Origin of the sequence: Rothia nasimurium (genome assembly GCF_928381415.1) — a bacterium.
In the GTDB taxonomy this organism is placed as follows: domain Bacteria; phylum Actinomycetota; class Actinomycetes; order Actinomycetales; family Micrococcaceae; genus Rothia; species Rothia nasimurium_H.
Window position 1 is genome coordinate 196736 of record NZ_CAKMSF010000002.1, and the last position, 18895, is coordinate 215630.

General features: G+C 51.9%; 15 protein-coding genes and 1 tRNA gene. 1 reads left to right on the plus strand and 15 read right to left on the minus strand.

Annotated elements, in window-relative coordinates; translation table 11 throughout:
* Positions 1 to 6: 6 nt before the first annotated feature.
* From L7A20_RS02760 to L7A20_RS02830, 15 genes are all read right to left on the minus strand, one after another.
* Positions 7 to 1053, minus strand: a complete 1047-nt coding sequence (locus L7A20_RS02760) for a glycosyltransferase family 4 protein (RefSeq protein ID WP_237197449.1) — start codon at positions 1051 to 1053, stop codon at positions 7 to 9.
* 15 nt (positions 1054 to 1068) lie between these two features.
* Positions 1069 to 1959 (minus strand): glycosyltransferase family 2 protein, encoded by an 891-nt coding sequence (locus L7A20_RS02765; protein WP_237197451.1) that lies wholly within the window; start codon positions 1957 to 1959, stop codon positions 1069 to 1071.
* Positions 1960 to 1973: 14 nt separating this feature from the next.
* Positions 1974 to 3209 (minus strand): hypothetical protein, encoded by a 1236-nt coding sequence (locus L7A20_RS02770; RefSeq protein ID WP_237197453.1) that lies wholly within the window; start codon positions 3207 to 3209, stop codon positions 1974 to 1976.
* A 1-nt stretch (position 3210) separates the two neighbouring features.
* A complete protein-coding gene (locus L7A20_RS02775; protein WP_237222333.1) occupies positions 3211 to 4338 on the minus strand; it encodes a glycosyltransferase in 1128 nt (375 codons plus the stop codon).
* The gene (locus L7A20_RS02780; RefSeq protein WP_237206686.1) at positions 4329 to 6572 is read right to left on the minus strand and encodes an N-acetylneuraminate synthase family protein; all 2244 of its coding nucleotides are present in this window, start codon (positions 6570 to 6572) and stop codon (positions 4329 to 4331) included. Before L7A20_RS02780 ends, L7A20_RS02775 begins: the two co-directional genes overlap by 10 nt.
* A gap of 5 nt (positions 6573 to 6577) precedes the next feature.
* Positions 6578 to 7297 (minus strand): cytidylyltransferase domain-containing protein, encoded by a 720-nt coding sequence (locus L7A20_RS02785; RefSeq protein WP_237206685.1) that lies wholly within the window; start codon positions 7295 to 7297, stop codon positions 6578 to 6580.
* A gap of 4 nt (positions 7298 to 7301) precedes the next feature.
* Positions 7302 to 8375: an RNA-binding protein gene (locus L7A20_RS02790; protein WP_237206684.1), complete on the minus strand. Its 1074-nt coding sequence runs from the start codon at positions 8373 to 8375 to the stop codon at positions 7302 to 7304.
* Positions 8366 to 9376, minus strand: coding sequence for a CgeB family protein (locus tag L7A20_RS02795; RefSeq protein WP_237209547.1), 1011 nt, complete (start codon positions 9374 to 9376; stop codon positions 8366 to 8368). The genes L7A20_RS02790 and L7A20_RS02795 overlap by 10 nt, the downstream gene beginning before the upstream one ends.
* 46 nt (positions 9377 to 9422) lie before the next feature.
* Entirely contained in the window at positions 9423 to 10610 is a 1188-nt protein-coding gene (locus L7A20_RS02800) for a glycosyltransferase (RefSeq protein WP_237222334.1), read from the minus strand.
* Complete coding sequence (locus tag L7A20_RS02805) at positions 10603 to 11637, minus strand: hypothetical protein (RefSeq protein ID WP_237209549.1); 1035 nt, start codon at positions 11635 to 11637, stop codon at positions 10603 to 10605. Before L7A20_RS02805 ends, L7A20_RS02800 begins: the two co-directional genes overlap by 8 nt.
* 18 nt (positions 11638 to 11655) lie before the next feature.
* Positions 11656 to 13470: an ABC transporter ATP-binding protein gene (locus L7A20_RS02810; RefSeq protein WP_237209550.1), complete on the minus strand. Its 1815-nt coding sequence runs from the start codon at positions 13468 to 13470 to the stop codon at positions 11656 to 11658.
* 109 nt (positions 13471 to 13579) lie between these two features.
* The gene (locus tag L7A20_RS02815) at positions 13580 to 14563 is read right to left on the minus strand and encodes a ribose-phosphate diphosphokinase (protein WP_237222335.1); all 984 of its coding nucleotides are present in this window, start codon (positions 14561 to 14563) and stop codon (positions 13580 to 13582) included.
* A gap of 5 nt (positions 14564 to 14568) precedes the next feature.
* On the minus strand, positions 14569 to 16044 hold the full coding sequence (gene glmU, locus L7A20_RS02820; RefSeq protein WP_272879205.1) for a bifunctional UDP-N-acetylglucosamine diphosphorylase/glucosamine-1-phosphate N-acetyltransferase GlmU: 1476 nt from the start codon (positions 16042 to 16044) through the stop codon (positions 14569 to 14571).
* 64 nt (positions 16045 to 16108) lie between these two features.
* Positions 16109 to 16180: transfer RNA gene (locus tag L7A20_RS02825), tRNA-Gln, on the minus strand.
* A gap of 108 nt (positions 16181 to 16288) precedes the next feature.
* Positions 16289 to 16879: a hypothetical protein gene (locus tag L7A20_RS02830; RefSeq protein ID WP_237222336.1), complete on the minus strand. Its 591-nt coding sequence runs from the start codon at positions 16877 to 16879 to the stop codon at positions 16289 to 16291.
* Between the two features lie 173 nt (positions 16880 to 17052).
* Between L7A20_RS02830 and L7A20_RS02835 the strand changes: the two genes are divergently transcribed.
* Positions 17053 to 18876: an ABC-F family ATP-binding cassette domain-containing protein gene (locus L7A20_RS02835; RefSeq protein ID WP_237222337.1), complete on the plus strand. Its 1824-nt coding sequence runs from the start codon at positions 17053 to 17055 to the stop codon at positions 18874 to 18876.
* The last annotated feature ends 19 nt before the right edge of the window (positions 18877 to 18895 follow it).

The following is an 18895-nucleotide window of genomic DNA, read 5'->3' on the forward strand; positions in this document are numbered from 1 at the left end:
TTTCGATTAGCTTCTTTCTAGTGTTTCTAGCAGAAGGCGAAGTCTTTCTTTACCAGCTTCAGGTGAGTAATTCTCGTGCCAGCGCCAGTAGTTGGCTGCTAACTGTTCGTCGGTACTTTTTTTGTCCGTTCTAATTTGATGGGTCAAATCCATAACCTTAGTTGCAAGTCCAGCTACGCTACCTTGTGAAAAAATCCAGGGATAGTCAGGGCCCAGGATTTCTGGGAGCGCCCCGGCATCAGAAATAACAAGCTGCTGATAAGCACTCATAGCTTCGCTGGCTACCAGCCCGAAGGACTCTTCTACTTCAGAGGGAACTACAAGAATATCAACCCGTGAGAAGAGATCCTCTGGGGCAACCCACCCTAATGAGATTACGTCGCTACCTAGTTCTGCAAGTGACCTATCAACTTGGTCTGAGCTCTTCTCATCAATGAATTTTGCTTCCCCACCAATAACAAGCTGAAAATGGTATTTCCCCTCGGGCTCATTCAATGATTTTATGGCTTGTGCGAGAGTATGGGTACCTTTGATGAGGGAAGGTCTCCCTAGAAAACCCAGGCGCACTATATTATCTGTCTGGTCGCAGAAGCTTTTGTTTCGTGGAATCTCCGCCACCCAGTTTTCGAAGGTAACACTATTCTTGATGCGAGAAGCCATATATTGGCTTGGAACAAGAACTTTCTGGGCGCCCCGCCGTGCAAGAATGAAAGCTTGGCGCTGCAAACCTGTAGGGAGCTGGTGAAGGTGAACAATCCTATTTTTGTTACCGGCGGTTGCTAGTGCAGGTACAAGGCCGTTACACCACAACAATTTTTGTTTGTTGCGAGTACGCCAGGCTCGCAATCCAAGCATATAGGCTTTGCGGTTAGTAGCAGGTATTGTGACAGTTGAAAAGCCTTCATCTTGGGCTGCTTCGATAAGTTCTGCCGGCTGAGCAGGGCCGATAATTGTGATTTTATGACCTAATGACCGGGCAGCACGCGCTAGGTGAAGAAGCATAACCTCCCCTCCACCAATCTCACCATTATTAGAAGCTATATAGATATCCACAGCGTTCACCTTATTTTACGAGTTTATAAGTTTCGGCGTAGGTTTCTTATTGTTACCTGAGTAATACAAAGAGCCATATAAATTGCCTACAGCAGCTACCAACATCGACAGTTCTCGCCTATTCAGGGTTCGCTCCCGAGCAAGACGCCTGAAAATTGATAAAGTAATAACTGCATTTTTTTTGATGCAGTACCCAAGTGAGTAGGAAGCGCTATCATACCGAGGATAACGACGGGCCATCAGTACCCTGCCTTTACCAAGTAGGAATTTTTTCTTGAGGGAGGTTTTCGAGTCGCTCACTCGGAAACGGATTAAAGCCTCATCAACATATTCTATAGGATACCCAGCTTCTTGGATCCGCCAAGAAAAGTCGACATCCTCAAAACCATAACGAGGTAAAGATTCATCATAGCCACCGATTTCAAAAAACAATTTTCTATCGATGGCACAGTTACAGTTTCCTACATGAGGTAAATAGCTGGTTCCAATTAGTCCCCGAGGAAATAATGAAGGCAAATAATTCCCTTTTGAGTCATATGCTTCAATGCGCCCTCCCGCCAGCACCTTCCTGCCTTTTATCTGACCTACAAAAGATTGTAGCCAGCCTTCAGATACCTCATCATCAGCATCACAAAAAGCTATCACCTCACCCGCTGCTTGCTGAACCGCAAAATTTCTTACTGCAGGTATACCTTTAAGATCAGGCTGAGAAAAAATTTTGACAGGCACCGAGACATGAGAATTATACACCCAGTCTTTGAGCAACTGGTCTGTATTATCCCTAGACCCGTTATTAACAACAACTATTTCATAGCTATAACTAGTAGACTGATTAGCCACTGCATTAAGCTGTTTTTCTAGCAGATCACCGCCATTTTTTACACAAATTACAATCGAGGCATCCATAAAAGGAAATCTTTCTACTTTATAATTTTATCGTAGCCAAATAATTCAATGGAACGATTAGCATAACTCTCAACAATAGAAACTCTAACTACGTACCCTATGCACACACCCCAAGGAAAAGTATAAAACACTTCCCCAAGTCGTAGCGCACATACCAAAAGCACAATGCCTAGCCCCTGGGCAATAATCTGATATGCAGTCCATTGTTTGTTATTACTTAACGGACGAACCGCAACCAGTAAAGTTACTGCAACTATACCAATTGCCCAAATCCATCCTCCTTCAACCAAAGCTGACCAATAGGAATTGTGGAAAAGCCAGGTCCGCTCTCCTTCAAAATCATACACATATGCTTCTCCTAGTCCCTGGCCAAAAAACCCAGTTTGCTGTACTTTAGCCCAGGACATTTCGTCGATATGGGCTCGTAGAGCGTCCGTACCAGTTCGATCGCCAAAAACAGAAGCATCAGCAAAATTTTCAGTGATTCGCTGAATCCCCCACCAAAAAATCCCCAGCAAGGCTACCTTAGCGGCAGGGACCAGACGTGGAGCAAGAAGAATCCAGAGGTAAGCAAAGAGCAGAGCAGCCAGCGAGGTACGAGAACCAGTTTCCCAGAGTAAGAAAGATGAAACAATAAGTACTATGATTTGATGCCCCCGTTTCACCAGGGCCGTCATAATCAGCAAAGCGAAGAGAGCATGCACCAAACCTGCGAAGTTCTTATCTCCCAAGTAGCCAGTGAGGTACCCGCCATAGGTATCTGGAGCTAGACCAGCAAAAAAGAGCAGAGCATTGATAAGAAGTACTGATGAATAACCAAGAATTGCTGATCGTAAATGAATCCGTCCCACAGCTATAACATATATCAGAGCTGTTGTTCCTACCATGCGTAGCAAACGTCTGGTCCACTCAAAGGCATACTCACTAGGGTCAGCAAAGGCAGATACCACAGCCACGTAAGCTAGCAGGAGCCCAAGCACAGCGAAGAGCCTCGACCACTTGCCCAACTCAAAGATAGGTTTACGAGTCAACGCATAACCTACAATCACGAAGACCATGAACTGGTTAAAGGGCAAGCCGATGCCTGGTAGGTGTGCTCCATAAATGAGTGACGCAAAAAGAAAAAATTCTGGCAGCCGTATCTGCGACGCCTGTACCTTAGCTTTTTCAGCCGTTTCACGGGCGAGCTCTCCCATGGTTTTCTCGCCCACAGTCAGCTTGCCTTGCTCACTTACACCAACAAGCGCCATATCAGCCCGCCCTCCTATACAAGTCAGCTATTTGCTGCCCCATATCTGTTGTGCTCACCCAGTTCAAGGGTGCGTTAGAAGGCTCCTTAGCCTCCAGAATCTTCTGGGCAACTGCAGCAACAGCAGCCTTCCGATTCATTTGGTTCAACGAGGGCATCAGCTCAGAGCCGTCAAGAATCTCCGGATTACCGCCCACAGCGGTCGCAACAACCTTCAGGCCTGCTGCCTTAGCGTCCAGCAGGGTATAAGAGCAGTTTTCCCAGACAGAAAGCTGCACTAGAACGTCCGCCCTGCCCATAGCCTCGATGGGGTCAACGAAGCCGGGGAAGGTTACGGCTTTCTCAAGCCCTAGCTCTGCCACCTGTCGCGTAAGAGCGTCCTTGAGTTCACCGGTCCCGGCAATTTCCAAGGCTGCGCCCGGTACCTGCTCGTGCACCCGAGCAAAAGCCTCAACCAAGATATCAAGCCCCTTCTCAGGTGCCAGGCGCGATAGGGACAGCACACGAAGTGCCCCCTCCCCCACCTCTACACGGTGCGCGGCAACGGCATCGAAGGTTTCAGCAACATCAATCCCGTTATACACCACGTCAACACCGCGAGCGCCCCACTTCCGGCTCATCTGGTCAGCAGTTGAGCGCGAGACAGCGATTTTCCCGTCGGTGCCCCATAGACGTACCCGGTGTACGGTTTCCATCAGACGTGAACGCCAGGAGGCACCGTGATAGACTGCGTCGTCCCCGGCGATACCGTGCTCTGTGGTGAACAGCGTTGGTACATAGGTTCCGCGGCGAACAAGTTTGCGGGCCTTCCGGAGGTTGACGGCAGCTGCCGCTACCACATCGGCATAGGCCAGGTGCGAGTGGACGATGGCCGGTTTATGGTCGTCAATGAGGGTATCTAGCGTACGCAAGGACGCCGCAAACCCGGCGCCTGTGCCAAAGTCGGCTTCGCGGACGTCCGCCCCCAGCTCTTTGAGCCGCGCTGACAGGGCGCCTGCGGGGCAGAGAATCACGAGGTGATAGCCGGGTAGCCCGGCTTCAGCGAGGTCGCTGATATGCCGGGCTACACCGCCAAATTCGGGTACCGGTACGCAGTGCAGCGCTACCGGTAGGCTGGAATCTACAGCCACTTTTCGAGCCTATCGAGTGCGGTGAAGAAGCCTTCGCCGTTGTTGACGTGCCCCTGCCAGATTTCGGGAATGAAGGAGGACTTGGGGGTCAGTTCCCGCAGTTGCTTGCCGAGTGCTGCCCAGTCCACGTCGCCTTCACCGACCTGTACGCCTTCGCCGTCCACACCGATACCGTCTACCAGGTGCAGGTGGATGGAGCGGGGGGCCAGCAGCTCAACGGCCTCTGAGAGAGGAATCTTGAGGAAGTTGGCCGCCAGCATGGTGTGGGAGATGTCTAGGCAGAGGGCGGTGTTGTAGGTGTCTGAGAAGTCAGCGGTGTCCTTGGGGTCAAGGAATAGGTTGTGGTACTGCTGACCGCCCATGAGCCAGGGGTAGGGGGGCAGGGTCTGGGCAGCGATACGCACGCCTGAGGTATCGAGCTTGGCCAGGGCCTCGCCGATACGCTCATACTTGTCGGCGCGGGCGGACGGTGCGATGTGGCCGTCCTTGGTGAAGCCCCCCATGGTGACAACCATGACCGGGTCGTCGTCCACGGTGAAGTAGCGGGTCAAATCGCGGGTAATGTCGATGGTGCGCTGGACCTCTGCGATGGAGCGTTCCCAGGTTTCCTGGTCGCGAGAGGCCAGGTCTACCAGGAAGTCACCGGCGAAGAGGTCGGGCAGGTGGGTGGTAAAGGACATGTCGAGCTTGCGGTCGAAGACCTCATCGATGTTGACTTCAAGGTCCTTATAGGAGAAGTGGAATTCCAGGAAGTCGGGCTCGGCGTCCTCAATCAGGGGCTTGTAGTCGTGGTAGCGGACGGGCAGGCCCCAGGGGCGGTCAAACTTGAAGTCGCGGCGGGTCACGAGGTCGTCCTTCAGGTCGCCCTCGAAGAAGAAGGTGCCTGCTTCAACTTCACGCTGCATGGTGCGGCCCAGAAGCTGGGGCAGGTAGTTGGGCTGTAGGCCGCGGCCGGGTGACTTGACCTCGACGTCCGCCTCGGTCACGACCTCACCCTTAGCGATGGTGCGGGTAGCAACCAGTGACTTAGCCAGGTTAACACGGTTCATGAGCTCACCGGTGGAGACCTCGCGGGGAGCTGAGGTACCGATAGATTCCTCTACCTCACGAATCTGCTGCACCATAGCCTTGAACTCGTCAGGCAGCAGGGAGACGGTGTGGTCGTTGCCTTCGAGGGTCTTATCGATGGTGAAGTGCTTTTCAATAATCTTGGCACCGCGGGCAACGGCTGCGATGGGCACGTGGTAGCCGCGTTCGTGGCCCGAGTAGCCCACCAGGCACTGGCCGATTTCAGCCAAGCGGTCCATGTAGGCCAGGTTGACGTCCTTGAAAGGAGCGGGGTAGGTGGACTGGCACTGCAGCAGGGCGTAGGAGGCGCCCAGGGAGCGCAGCAGGTTAACCGACTCGCGGATCTCTTCTTCGCGGCTCATACCGGTAGAGACCAGCATGGGCAGGCCGCGGGAGGCCATATCACGGAGCAGTTCGTGGTTGGTCAGGTCGGCTGAAGCAACCTTGAGACCCTGAATACCGTAGTCGACCAGGGCCTGGACCGAGGGGCCGTCCCAGGGGGTGCACATGATGTCCATATCGTGCTGCTTGACGTGGTCAAAGACCTCGTACATCTGGTCAACGGTCAGGGAGAAGCGGGAGAGTAGATCGAGGGTGTACTGCACACCCAGGTCTTCGCCGGCTGACTTTGAGCCCTTCTGGCGGTAGAGGGCGTCCATGTCGCGCAGCTGGAACTTAACGGCGTCCGCACCTGTGTCGACGGCCAGGTCAACCAGGCGCTTGGCCAGGTCAACATCACCCTGGTGGTTGTTGCCGATTTCGGCAATGATGAAGGAGGGTGAGTCTTCGGTGATTTCGGTGCGGCCGATACGCAACACGTTCTGCTCGTCCATGGCGATAGCAACCAGGTGGCCGCGTTCGTCGACCAGGGGAAGGTGGCTAATGCCCTTAGCAAACTCGCCCTGGAGTTCTGCTGGCTCTGAACCGATAGGGGCAGTCTTAACGCCCTGGTTAGCTACCTCCAGAGCGCTAGTTTCGAGGGACGCGGTGGGGTTGGCGATGAGCCAGCGGCGGAAGTCACCGTCTGACAGGGATCCCTTGAGCACACCCGATTCGTTGACAAGGAAGATAATGCGCTGCCCGTTGGCAGAAATCTTCTGCAGGGCGGTGAGTACCGGATCCTCAGAGAAAACGATGTAGGGGGTGATATTACGTTCGATAATCATGGTTTTTAGCCTTCGTTTTCTTCTGATGCGAGTGTGGTGAGCAACTGGTGTTCTGCGACGGAGAAGTCGATGGGGGCGTCAATATCTACGCCCTCAACCTCATCGAGCATGAAGAGCTCGATGTTGCCGCCCAGTCGGTTGTGTAGGGTTTCGTAGAGCTCGGTCTTGGTGATGTACATGGAGCCGTTTTCGCGGTAGCGGAAGGTCTCACGGGTAAGTTCCTGGCGGCGGGGGCGGGCCATGACCTCATACTGGGCAGTCGGTGGCTCGGTGGCAGCCCAGATAAAGGGGCCGATGGGGATAACGCCCACCATGGAATCCGAAGCTGAGGCAGCGAACTGGCGGATAGCGCGGGCCAGGGTGCCGGGCAGGCGGACGGGTGAGGTCGCCTGCAGGAGCATGACGGCGTCCGGACGCTTACCTTCCGCTGTATAGAACTCGATAGCGTGCTCAATCACCGGTTCGGTAGCGGTGGTATCTTCTGCCAGGTGGGCCGGGCGCATGAAGGGCACCTCTGCCCCGTACTGGCGGGCAATCTCAGCTAGCTCCGCGTCATCGGTTGAGACCAACACATCAACCAGGTGCTCGCCTTCCAGCTCAGCCTTTGCAGCAAGGGCCTGCTCGATGGTCCAGGCAACGAGGGGTTTACCCGCAATAGGCTTGAGATTCTTGCGCGGAATTCCCTTAGACCCGCCGCGAACGGGTATCACGCAGAGAATACGCATAGTATTAGCTCTCCAATGTTTGAGTGAGAATAGTAGCTATCTGTTCTGCTGGCTCACGCTCTGGTAGCTGTGGAGCAGGAGTGGGGGCACTCCCCCACTGGTTCATACCGTAGCGGTCCCAGAACTCAACAAGCCATGCAGGCGGATTAGCGTGGTAGACCCATGCCGGGATTCCACGCAAAGCCGCTTCTAGCACACCAGTTGAAAAAATCGAGACAACCGGCTGGTTGACCTGGTTCAGGGGCCGCTGTGAGCGATCAATTTCTACTCCCAGTTTACCCATGAAGTCGTGGGTTAGGCGGGATAGTTTGTCTTTCTCGCTGGGGTGGGGGCGATAGACTGCACCGTGTTCACGCGCAAACTTGATGCTCGAATAAGCAAACGAAGCTCGAGGAAGCTCAGCACCGTGCATCTGACCTAGGAAAACAGGGGTAGCTGATAAGTCTGCTGGGGTGACGCTAGGTTTTTTAGCGGCTTCCCAAAAAAGCTGAGAACCGACCACATCATAAGTAATGTCGTCTCGCCCTGATATCCAGAACTCAGCATCAGCTTGGCTAAAAGCAAGAAGGTGGGTACCGGGAGCCAGCGGCGGGGCATAGGGGGTATGCAAACCGTGCTGGACGGTAATGAAACGAGCGCCCATACGCTGGGCCAGTCGGTAAGCCGCGCCACCCCACGCCATGTAGTGCCCTAGCGCAAGAACCTGGCGGAGAGAAACTAGTTTATTATCGAGTTCGACCTCATCTAAGCGGGTAACAGCCCACTCGCCCTCAGGGAGGTGGGCAGTGACGTCCTCGGGCGCCCACACCGCATACGAGCCAGTTGCAAGATAGCGAGTGGGCCTCACTAGAGACCCTAGCGAGGTCGGCGAGGTTGAATCCAGAGCAAGCAGAATATGAGGTTTGCTACCGGATACGTGCAGATAGCCCGCAACAGGAGTAGGCGTGTTGGTAGCTACCTTGCCACCGCGAAGTCGTGCAGGAGCGTGCTTGAGTGTGTTTTTAACCCGGCGGAGCAGATGGGCGTTTACCTGCCAGCTGCTCCAGGCTTCAAGGTCTTCAGGGTAAATTAGCCCCATAGGGTATCCATTTTCTGTGCGCGATGGAAAAAGGTATGTTCAGCCTGGCTACGTTTAAGCCCCGCAGCGCGGATAGAATCGCTCCAGCTAGAATCAGCAATAATACGCTGGCACAGCTCAATGAGCTCGTCGGTACTCTGGTAAAGAAGCACCTCAGAGCCGACATCGTAGAATTCCTCAACATCCGGCCTATCAATGAGCTGAAGCCCGTTCATACCGGGCACCTCAAAAGTACGCATAGCCAGACCCGCCTGTAGTCCGTGGACGTTGAGCGAGGCTGCCGCTGCTGCCTGTACGCGGTAGGCTTCAGCCAGCGGGATATCACGTTCAGCTGGCAAGTCGGGGCGTTTAAGCTCCCAAGTGCGAAGGCGGTCAAAGGGGTGGTGAGACCAGGCCCGGCCGTACACGCGTACCGGCACCCCGGCGTCCTTAAGCGCCAACATCATCTGCTCACGGTTCTCGTACCGAGAACCCACAAAAACAATTTCAGGGACGCGGGTTCGCGGGAAATCTGCCAGCTTCGGGTCATAGCCGTTTGCTACGAAGTGGGCGTTGATGCCGTCGGCCGCAAATTCTTCCGCCTCGGTGCGGGCATAGCTCACAACTGTAGGTAGGCTACGCAGAAAATCTCGAGTATAGCGGTGGCGTTTAAGATCATCGTAGAGCCAGAGAATATAGGGTATTTTGCGGTCGTTGACGGCCTGCCAGAAGTTATCGCCCAGAGTGTCAGCTTTGATGACGATGAGCTTGTCAGGGTTTACGTCGCGAAGAACCTGGAGAGCTTTGGCTGTAGCTGCTTTTTCAGCGGCCTTCTGGCCGTCGAAACCGACCTTAGATGGGAGCTCGTAGAGAGCTTTATTACGCAGCTTGTCTTTAACAGTATCGAAGGCATCATAGCGGTGTACCGTTACGTCGTAGCCAAGCCCCTTAAACCCATCAGCGATAGAGTAGCAGTAGCCGTGAAAGGCAGGGCTGATAATGAGAAGTTTCGGGGAGGCCATCGCGAGCGAATCTCCTTGCAAAGTGTGGATGATACTTGGAAACAGTTTAATCTACTGATGTTTGGGCCAGTAGTTTATAAATACGAGTGTTAAAGTTCTTTTCAGAAAAGTATTGAGCCCGCTCTACAGCCTCCGTCTGGCGCTTACGTAGCTCCAAAATCGGCAAAGATGCCAGAAAACGTGTCTTATCTCTCAAATCTTCCAAGCTGTCCCAGGTCTCACCACCATATCCCTCAGCCACCTCTTTTGGCCCTGCAGAATTAATAACAACAGGAATACAGGCTGCACTCATAGCTTCAACAGTCGTGATGCCAAAGTGTTCTTGCGTCTCAGGGTGTTTTGCTAAATCCTGTCCATAACCTTGAGCATGCCAATAAAGGGTTGATGTGGCTAACAGGTTCTGCAGACTTCCATATTCCAGATTCGGGTGAAAGTAAACAGGCAACCCTTCTGCCAGGTTTTTAAGGCTTTCTAGATAGGACTGGCTATCGCTGCCCCGACAAGAACCTACCAGATGCAGTTCCCACCCCTGTTCATGAAGATCGCCTAGTTCGCTGAAGGCCCGAATAAGGTGATGCTGTCCCTTATGAGGAATATTGGGCACAAGCTTTTCAAACCGCCCAACTGAAATAATTTGCTTTTTTTTAGCAGATGTTAGCGAAGGCACCTCCATTAAAGAGCAGGGAGGGTAGAGCAAAGAGGCTTCCCTACCCCATCTTTGCTTAACATACATTTGAGTAAACCGAGAATTAGCCAAAATTTCATCATATGTATCAATGAATATATCTCCTCGCCCCATGAGAATATTTCGCATTTTCTGAATTGAAGAAAAATAAATCTTGCGCCAAGACTTATCAAAGCCCATATCTAAACTATGAGGAAAGTGGCAGATATAAAAATTATTTTTCGCAGCGCCAAACATCTCAGATTTATAGGCGCATTCGAAATAATAATCTGTTCTATCTACTTTTACAATAAAATACTTGTATAAATCAACCAAAGCTCTCGAAAGTGCAACAGGTATATTTTTTATACCAGCTGGCACTTGCCTTATGCGGAGCCCTTCGAGATTAAGGCCAAAATATTTTTCAATAACTTCTACAGCTGTTTCCCCATTTGTCAATAAGGTTACCTGATGCCCTTCAGCTAGAAGGGCTTCACAAAGATGAGCCGCGTATCGCTCTGCACCCCCCAAAGCACCTATATCATATATTGAAACAACTGATTTAGTCACTGTCCACCCCTAACTTTTTAGAGCGTTCCTCTAAGGTCTTTATATCTTGCTCAAGATTAGGTGCTTCAAACCCAAGGTCAGAGAAAATCTCTGCAAAGCGGTGACGCCAATCAAAGACACTACAGGCATAGGCATGTAGGGCATACGGCAATCTCGGGTCCCACTGCTCTGAGGCTTGCATTATCCCCTCAGCCGCGTCCTTCGGGGAGGTCGGTGAAATTTCTACGTGCACCCATCTCGGTAATAGTTCTAATGCCGTTTTACTTGTAGGAATAGTACCAAGCATAACAGCACCATAGGATATACCTTTTACCCATCGGGAAGTAAGATAGCTTCTCGTCGGGTGCGTATAGGCAGCAGGGCTGGATAAATTATTAAAAGCAAGTAAAAATTTGCTCCTAGCGAGAGTCCGTTCAAGGTGCTCTTCTAATTTAAAATTTCCACCAGGTATATGGGGGCTTCCGAGATAGATTAAAGATTTCTGAGTGAAATACTTTTGGTTAATCTGGTTATCACTCCATGCCTCAGGCTGTCGACCAACCCTGACAACATCAATATCTTTGTTGGACAGATTTTCTGGGTTAATTTTTAAAACGTCAGCGCCCCAGGGAAGGACCCCTAAAGGGGTTTCAACCTGCCGCTTCCAGTCTGATATATCCCCAGAATCCATGACAAAACATTTATCAAAAATTTTGTTCTTTTTAAGAACTCTTGGAATACGCTCCGACCAAAAGCTATCAATAACCCAGAGGTAAACTTTTTCATATCTATAGTAGATATCAAAATATCTTAAAGCAGAGTTAGCAATACCAGGATCAGAAGCAATTACGATACATGCCCGGTTATTTTTTCTACGATACCGAGGGATAACTGAGAGTATTTTAGTACGTTTCCGCTGAGATAGTTGAGGCTCGATGCGTATTAGCTTTCCCCCTGCGTACTGATGCAGCAAATCTACCATCTGCCATATAGGGGTCCAGCCCCTATCAGCAGGAACCGAAACTAGAAGATCAATATTTTTTACCATGAAACAGACTTCTACAAGCTACTCGGGCAGTTGACCCAGCTCGACCAAATGTGCAAACTCAGCGTTCGTCGCACGAACCTCTGAAAAAGTACCACGAGATTCAATCCTGCCTTGCGACATAAAAAGTAGTTGGTCAACATCCCTTACTGTCGAGAGGCGGTGAGCAACAATAAATACAGTTCGCCCTTCCGTTAATCTATTGATTGCTTTCGTAATTTTATGCTCGGTTTCGTTATCAAGAGCAGAAGTTGCCTCATCCAAAATCAGCACACTGGGATTTCGATAGAACGCCCTTGCTAAACCAATACGTTGCCGCTGTCCACCCGATAAACGCGCACCGTTCTCACCAATTTTAGTATCAATTCCAGCTTCCAAAGATTTCACCACATCTTCAAGTTCAGCTAGCTGAACACACTGCCAGACACGAGCATCATCAATTTCAGCAGGCTTTAATCCGTACGCAATTTCTTCACGAACCGTTTTACCTGAAATAAAAACATCTTGTGGCACGTAGCCAATATTTGTATGCCAGGTATCGATATCATTTTGAATATCAGATCCGTTTACAACCACCTTCCCCTGTGTAGGTTGCAGCAGGCCCAAAATCAAATCTATGAGAGTAGTCTTTCCAGAACCCGATCCTCCCACAAATGCCACTGACGTCCCACTAGGAACCTGAAAATTAAGATTTTTCAGAACGTCATGCTCCCCATCAGGGTATTTATAACTTAAATTCTCAATAGAAACGTCAAATCGTTCAATACTTTCATGCACTTTAGAAAAATTCCCAATATTTGGCTCTGTTTTCAAAAATTCAAAGATTCCAGCATTAATTTCACGCATAGATCTCTCATACCGCTCCACATATGGTAACGATGTACGAATCGTACCAAGAGCTGAAATTACACGAACAAAATTAGGGAGAATTCGAATACAAGCAGCAGCGAAGATAGCCATATATGCAACTTGCTGGAGCCCTCCCAGCGCAATCATGGTCCCCATAATAATGGCAATTCCACCAATAAAAACTATCTCAAGCAGATATTTAGGCAGATCAAAATAAAATCCTTTACGGCGAGTAGCTTCCACTGCCTCAAGCCGCGCAGCTTGATAATTGTATAGGCTGCGTTCCGCTATTCCATGGATAATATTTTCTCGAAAACCATCAAGCGCGGTTATGGTAGCAGCCGATGACTCTAACTCTTTTGTCCAAACTATATGCCCTGCATTGCGATTTCGCTTCTTTAAAAAGTTTTGAATGAGGAAAGCAGCGACTCCAAAGTAGAAAAAAGCTATCAATGTTTCCAGTGGCATTACCACCGCCAGCAAACACATCAATAATACAATTGATAACCCTTCGCCAATAATTGATAGAAAGCCACCAACATACCCAGAATACACTTGCCCGTTTGCGCTACCAGTAATTTGCAAAATCTCAGGAGTAGTCCGCTTCCTGTGGTCAATATAGGGTTCCTGCAAGTACCCCCCTAGCATCGCCACAGAACTTGCAGTCTGCTGTCGTGCAATAAAGCCAGAGCTCCACCATTTAATAGCAAGAGAGAAGATTCCCTTAACAATAAAGGAAAGCACCAAAATAATGCTCATACTTAAAATAAAATTTTCACGATTGGGGCTACCCAACAGCTTATGAAGCTGACCTAGATATCCCACACTGTAGTCTTCACCTGTTGCAACCTGAATAACAGGTAGAATAGCTGCAACTCCCAGCAAATCAAATAGCGAGACCAAAAAGAGCAATAATACATTCAATATAAGTAGATATAAATTCTTCCCTGGAAATAAATATTTCAAACGGGTAATCATAGTTTTCATAGCATCCCTATTCTCGTGCGAACTGCTCTATTTAAGCATAGCTACTACGCTACAGCGAAAGATAGCTCCATGCTATACAGCACAGAGCTATCTTTCAGTAAATCATGGTTTAGTTGGCGCGGCCATCGAACAGACTAGTCACAGAGCCTTCATCGAAGACTTCCTTAATAGCACGAGCCAGTAGCGGCGCAATGGACAGCACAGTCAGATTATCGAACATCTGCTCGGGCTTGAGCGGCAGAGTGTTGGTAACAACGACTTCGCTAGCACCGCAGTTAGCCAGTCGCTCCGCAGCGGGGTCTGAGAAGACAGCGTGGGTGGCTGCGATGATGACGTCCTTAGCACCGTGCTCCTTAAGCACACGTACTGCACCGGCGATAGTACCACCGGTATCAATCATGTCGTCAATAAGCACGCAGGTACGGCCCTTGATATCACCCACAACGGTCTTAGAAACAGCCTGATTGGGCACGTTGACATCGCGAGTCTTGTGGACGAAAGCCAACGGGGCGCCGCCAAGGAGTTCAGCCCACTGCTCAGCAACGCGTACGCGGCCGGTGTCGGGTGAAACCACGGTGACGTTATCGGTATCGACCTTGCTTGCTACGTACTCAGCGAGCAGGGGGATAGCCATCAGGTGGTCAACGGGGCCGTCGAAGAAACCCTGAATCTGAGCGGTGTGAAGGTCAACGCTCATCAGGCGGTGGGCGCCGGCAGTCTTGTAGAGGTCTGAGATCAGGCGTGCTGAGATGGGTTCGCGGCCCTTGTGCTTCTTATCCTGACGGGCGTAGGGGTAGAAGGGAGAGACCACAGTGATGGAACGAGCTGAGGCACGCTTGAGCGAGTCAATCATAATCAGCTGTTCCATGATGGCGTCGTTAATCGGTGCCGGGTGGGACTGGATTACGAAAGCGTCCTTCCCTCGCACTGAATCCTCGAAACGGACGTAGGTTTCCCCGTTGGCGAAGGTGTAGGCGGATGAAGGAAGAACTTCATTCCCCAGTTCCGCTGCAATCTGTTCAGCGAGTTCGGGGTGGGCACGGCCTGAGACCAGCGCCATCTTCTTTTCGCCTGGATTCGTAATCTCAGTCATTACTGCTATTCGCTTTCCTTAACTGAGCTGGCTGATTCCGCTTCCAGTGCAGCCTGGGCTGCTTCTGCGGCTTCAGTACCGGCTCGCTTTTCAATGACCCAGCGTTCGATGTTGCGCTGAGGGGCTTCGTTAATTGCTAGGGCGCCTGCAGGGACGTCCTTGCGGATGACGGTTCCAGCTCCAGAATACGCGCCATCTCCGATATGTACGGGTGCGACATACATGTTGTCGGACCCCATTCGGACATTGTTACCTACGGTAGAACGGTGCTTGTTCACACCGTCGTAGTTCACAAAGATTGATGCTGCGCCGATATTGGAATTTTCGCCGATGGTGACATCCCCGGCATAGGAGAGGTGGGGCAGCTTTGAACCGGCGCCAATTTCGGCATTCTTGGTTTCAACGAAGGTGCCAATCTTGCCCTTGGGGCCAAGCTTGGTGCCGGGGCGCAGGTAGGCGAAGGGGCCAACGGTAGCGCCGTCAGCGATTTCTGAGTCAGAGCCCTCGGTGCGGGAGATAGTCACGTTCTCCCCTACCTTGACGTTGGTCAGAGTGGTGTCGGGGCCGATGACGGAGCCAGTTGCGATGTGGGTGGTGCCGTGCAGGTGGGTACCGGGCAGAATGGTTACATCGTTTTCGATGGTTACAGTAACGTCAATCCAGGTGGATTCGGGGTCAACGATAGTAACACCTGCGACCATATGCGCGTGGGTTAGACGATCGTTGAGCTTACGCCCCAGCTGAGCCAGCTGCACCCGGTCATTCGCACCCTCAACTTCCCAGCGGTCTTCGATGTCTAGAGCACTGGTGCGGTAGCCGTCCTCGCGGGCAATGGAAAGGACGTCGGTGATGTACTTTTCGCCCTGGGCATTGTCGGTGGTGACGCGGGTCAGCGAGTCGCGCAGAACCTTTGCGTCAAAAGCATAAATACCGGAATTAATCTCGGTGATGGCAAGTTGCTCAGGGGTGGCGTCCTTGGCTTCAACGATAGCGGTTACTTCGCCTGCTTCGTTGCGGACGATACGGCCGTAGGAACCGGGCTCATCAATGTGGGTTGTCAGAACGGTGACAGCGTTCTTGCCCTCTTCATGGAAGGCAATGAGCTTGCGCAGGGTCTCGGTCTTGAGCAGGGGAACGTCGCCGTAGGTCACCACAACGGTGCCTTCGACTTCTCCAGCTTCAGCATCCAGGCCCAGCAGACCAACTTCAACGGCGCGGCCGGTACCGGGAATCTCGTCCTGGTCAACGATGGTGACGTCAGCATCAAAAGCGGTGACGTGAGCAGCTACCTTATCGCGCTGGTGACGCACAACAACGGCCAGGTTCTTTGGGGTCAGTTCACGAGCCACAGCTACTGCGTGCTCTACCATGGAGCGCCCACCAATGGGGTGCATGACCTTGGGGGTAGAGGACTTCATGCGGGTTCCAGCTCCGGCGGCTAGAACGATAACAGCGGACGGAACTGAAGCAGTAGCAGTCACTAGTTGGTACTCCTTGAGCGAGTGAGTCCCCCAATACTAATTGCGAAATGATGGGGGTATTGAGCTCCGCCACAAGGACTCGAACCTTGAATAACGGCTCCAAAGGCCGCTGTGTTGCCAATTACACCATGGCGGATTACCGTCCTGTCTACTTCAGCGAAGCAGTACGGACGAATCTAGATATTACCAACTCTCATGCCTAGAACGAAATGACGGCCCATGGGTGTTTCGCTACCTTCACCAACTAAGCACCAAGCCAAGGAATAATCTTGGTGAGAGCATCTTCAATTTCAGCAACTGCTTGCCGAGCCGCGTCCGGCCCCTTACGGTAGGGGTCTGCGATCCGGTCACGGGCCTGCGGGGGGTCATCATGGTGAAGCATAAAAGCAATGGGGTCTACTCTACGTCCAGCAGTTTCTTTAACTCTGGCCATCTGCTTCAATAGGTGAACTCTAGAGTGGTACTGAGGCCATTCACGCACAATCCAGTCACGATGCTCTTTTTCCATCACGAGCACAAGAGCAGACTCAGCAAGCAAGGCTTCTGTAATTTGTTTTGCCTGGTGGCGCTGGAACTCGACTCCTCGCCTTTTTAGTTCCTCGTCAATGAAGGGCGCTACCCCAGAACCGACCACTGCCCCGGTGCCAGCGCTATCAAAAACCCATTCAGAACCAGATGGTAGGAGATGTTCAGATAGATACTGAGCGGAAGCACTGCGCGCGATATTACCTGTACAGACAAATAGGATTTTCTTTCCAGGCTTCTGACTTTCGGATTCTGTAGGCACAGCAGGATTCCTGTTTTTAAGCAGTGCTCCGACGTTAAAAAGCGCCATGTCTACCTCCGTGACAAAGTTGAGAAAAGTCAGCCAGGCGAACTGCAGAAATTCCTCGTTCTACTTGTCTGATAATTGTCTAACTACTAAACCTAACAGACATTTACGTTTGTTGTAGCAAAGTAGATTCACTATAGCTGACAGAGAACTCCCCTACCTTGTAGCCTAGAAGGGTGGCACATCTACTTGGCGGCGAAGACCTGCATATTGAATTCCCTACCCGTACCATTTTTGAGGGCATCACGGTTGGCCTGAACGAAGGCGATCGCATCGGCATCGTGGGCCGTAACGGTGACGGTAAGTCAACCCTTCTCTCCCTTCTCGGCGGGCGGCTTACCCCCGATTCAGGCAAGGTCACGGTGCGATCCGGTACCCGGATTGGCTTCCTTGACCAGGCTGATGTGCTCGATGATTCGCTCACTGTTGGCCAGGCTATTGTCGGTGACACGCCTGAATATGAGTGGGCTTCAGATTCTAAGATTCGCGACGTCATTTCGGGGCTGGTCTCGGACCTCGACTGGAATGCGTCCGTCTCTTCTCTCTCTGGTGGCCAGCGCCGCCGCGTTGCCCTTGCCGCTCTGCTGGCAGGTGACTGGGACGTCCTGATGCTTGACGAACCCACCAACCACCTCGATGTTGAGGCTATTACTTGGCTTGCTAACCATCTCAAAACCCGCTGGTCCAAGAACGCGGGTGGCCTGTTAACCGTTACCCACGACCGCTGGTTCCTCGACGAAATTTGTACCGACACTTGGGAAGTTCACGACGGCATCGTAGAGCCCTTCGAGGGTGGATACGCTGCCTACATTCTGCAGCGCGTTGAGCGCGACCGCCAGGCTGCTGCCACCGAGGCAAAACGCCAAAACCTTATGCGCAAGGAACTTGCTTGGCTGCGCCGCGGGGCCCCCGCACGCACGTCCAAGCCCAAGTTCCGCATTGACGCTGCTAATGCTCTGATTGCCGACGTACCGCCTGTCCGCAACAAGGTGGAGCTGTCGCAGATGGCGGTGTCTCGCCTGGGTAAGGACGTCGTGGATATTGAAGACGTCGACGTCAGCTACCCCGATGCCAGCACTCCAGGCGCGACCAAGGACGTGCTCAAGAAGGTTACCTGGCGCATCGCCCCGGGTGAGCGTACCGGCATCATGGGCGTCAACGGCGCAGGTAAATCAACCTTGCTAGGCCTTGTGACTGGTTCGGTAGAGCCTACCCGCGGGCGGGTTAAGCACGGGAAAACTGTAAAGGTCGCAACGCTTACCCAACAGCTCGATGAGCTGCGCGAGGTCGAGAACGACCGGGTGTCAGATGTCATCGGGCGCAAGCGCACCTCTTATGTAGCTGGCGGCAAGGAGATGACGCCCGGGCAGCTTCTAGAACGTCTAGGGTTTACGTCAGCACAACTATCAACCCCGGTTAAAGACCTGTCAGGTGGTCAGAAGCGCCGTCTTCAGCTCCTGCTGATTCTCTTGGATGAACCCAACGTCCTTATCCTGGACGAACCCTCTAACGACCTCGACACCGACATGCTGGCGGCCATGGAGGACCTTCTCGATACCTGGCCCGGCACACTCCTTGTGGTTTCACACGACCGCTATCTGATGGAACGTGTGACCGACCAACAGTATGCATTGATTGACGGTACTTTTAGGCATCTGCCGGGTGGCGTTGACGAGTATCTGCAACTTTCGATATCTACAGCTGCTGCCCCGTCAACCAAGGCTGTGGATTCTTCGCCTCTCGGTAAACAGGACGCCGGTAGCAGCTCGGCGGCCAAGGCTAGCGGAGCTGAGGTACGCGCAGCCCAGAAGGAAATCAACCAAATTGACCGCAGGCTGGCTAAGTTGTCAGATCAAAAAGCCAAGCTGGATGAGAAGATGGCCAGCCACGACCCATCAGATTATGAAGGTTTGGCGGCTCTCTCTACTGAACAGCAGGGCATCCAGAACAAAATCGATGAGTTAGAAATACGCTGGATAAAAATTAGTGAAATAATATAAACACATGAAAGAGATTCAT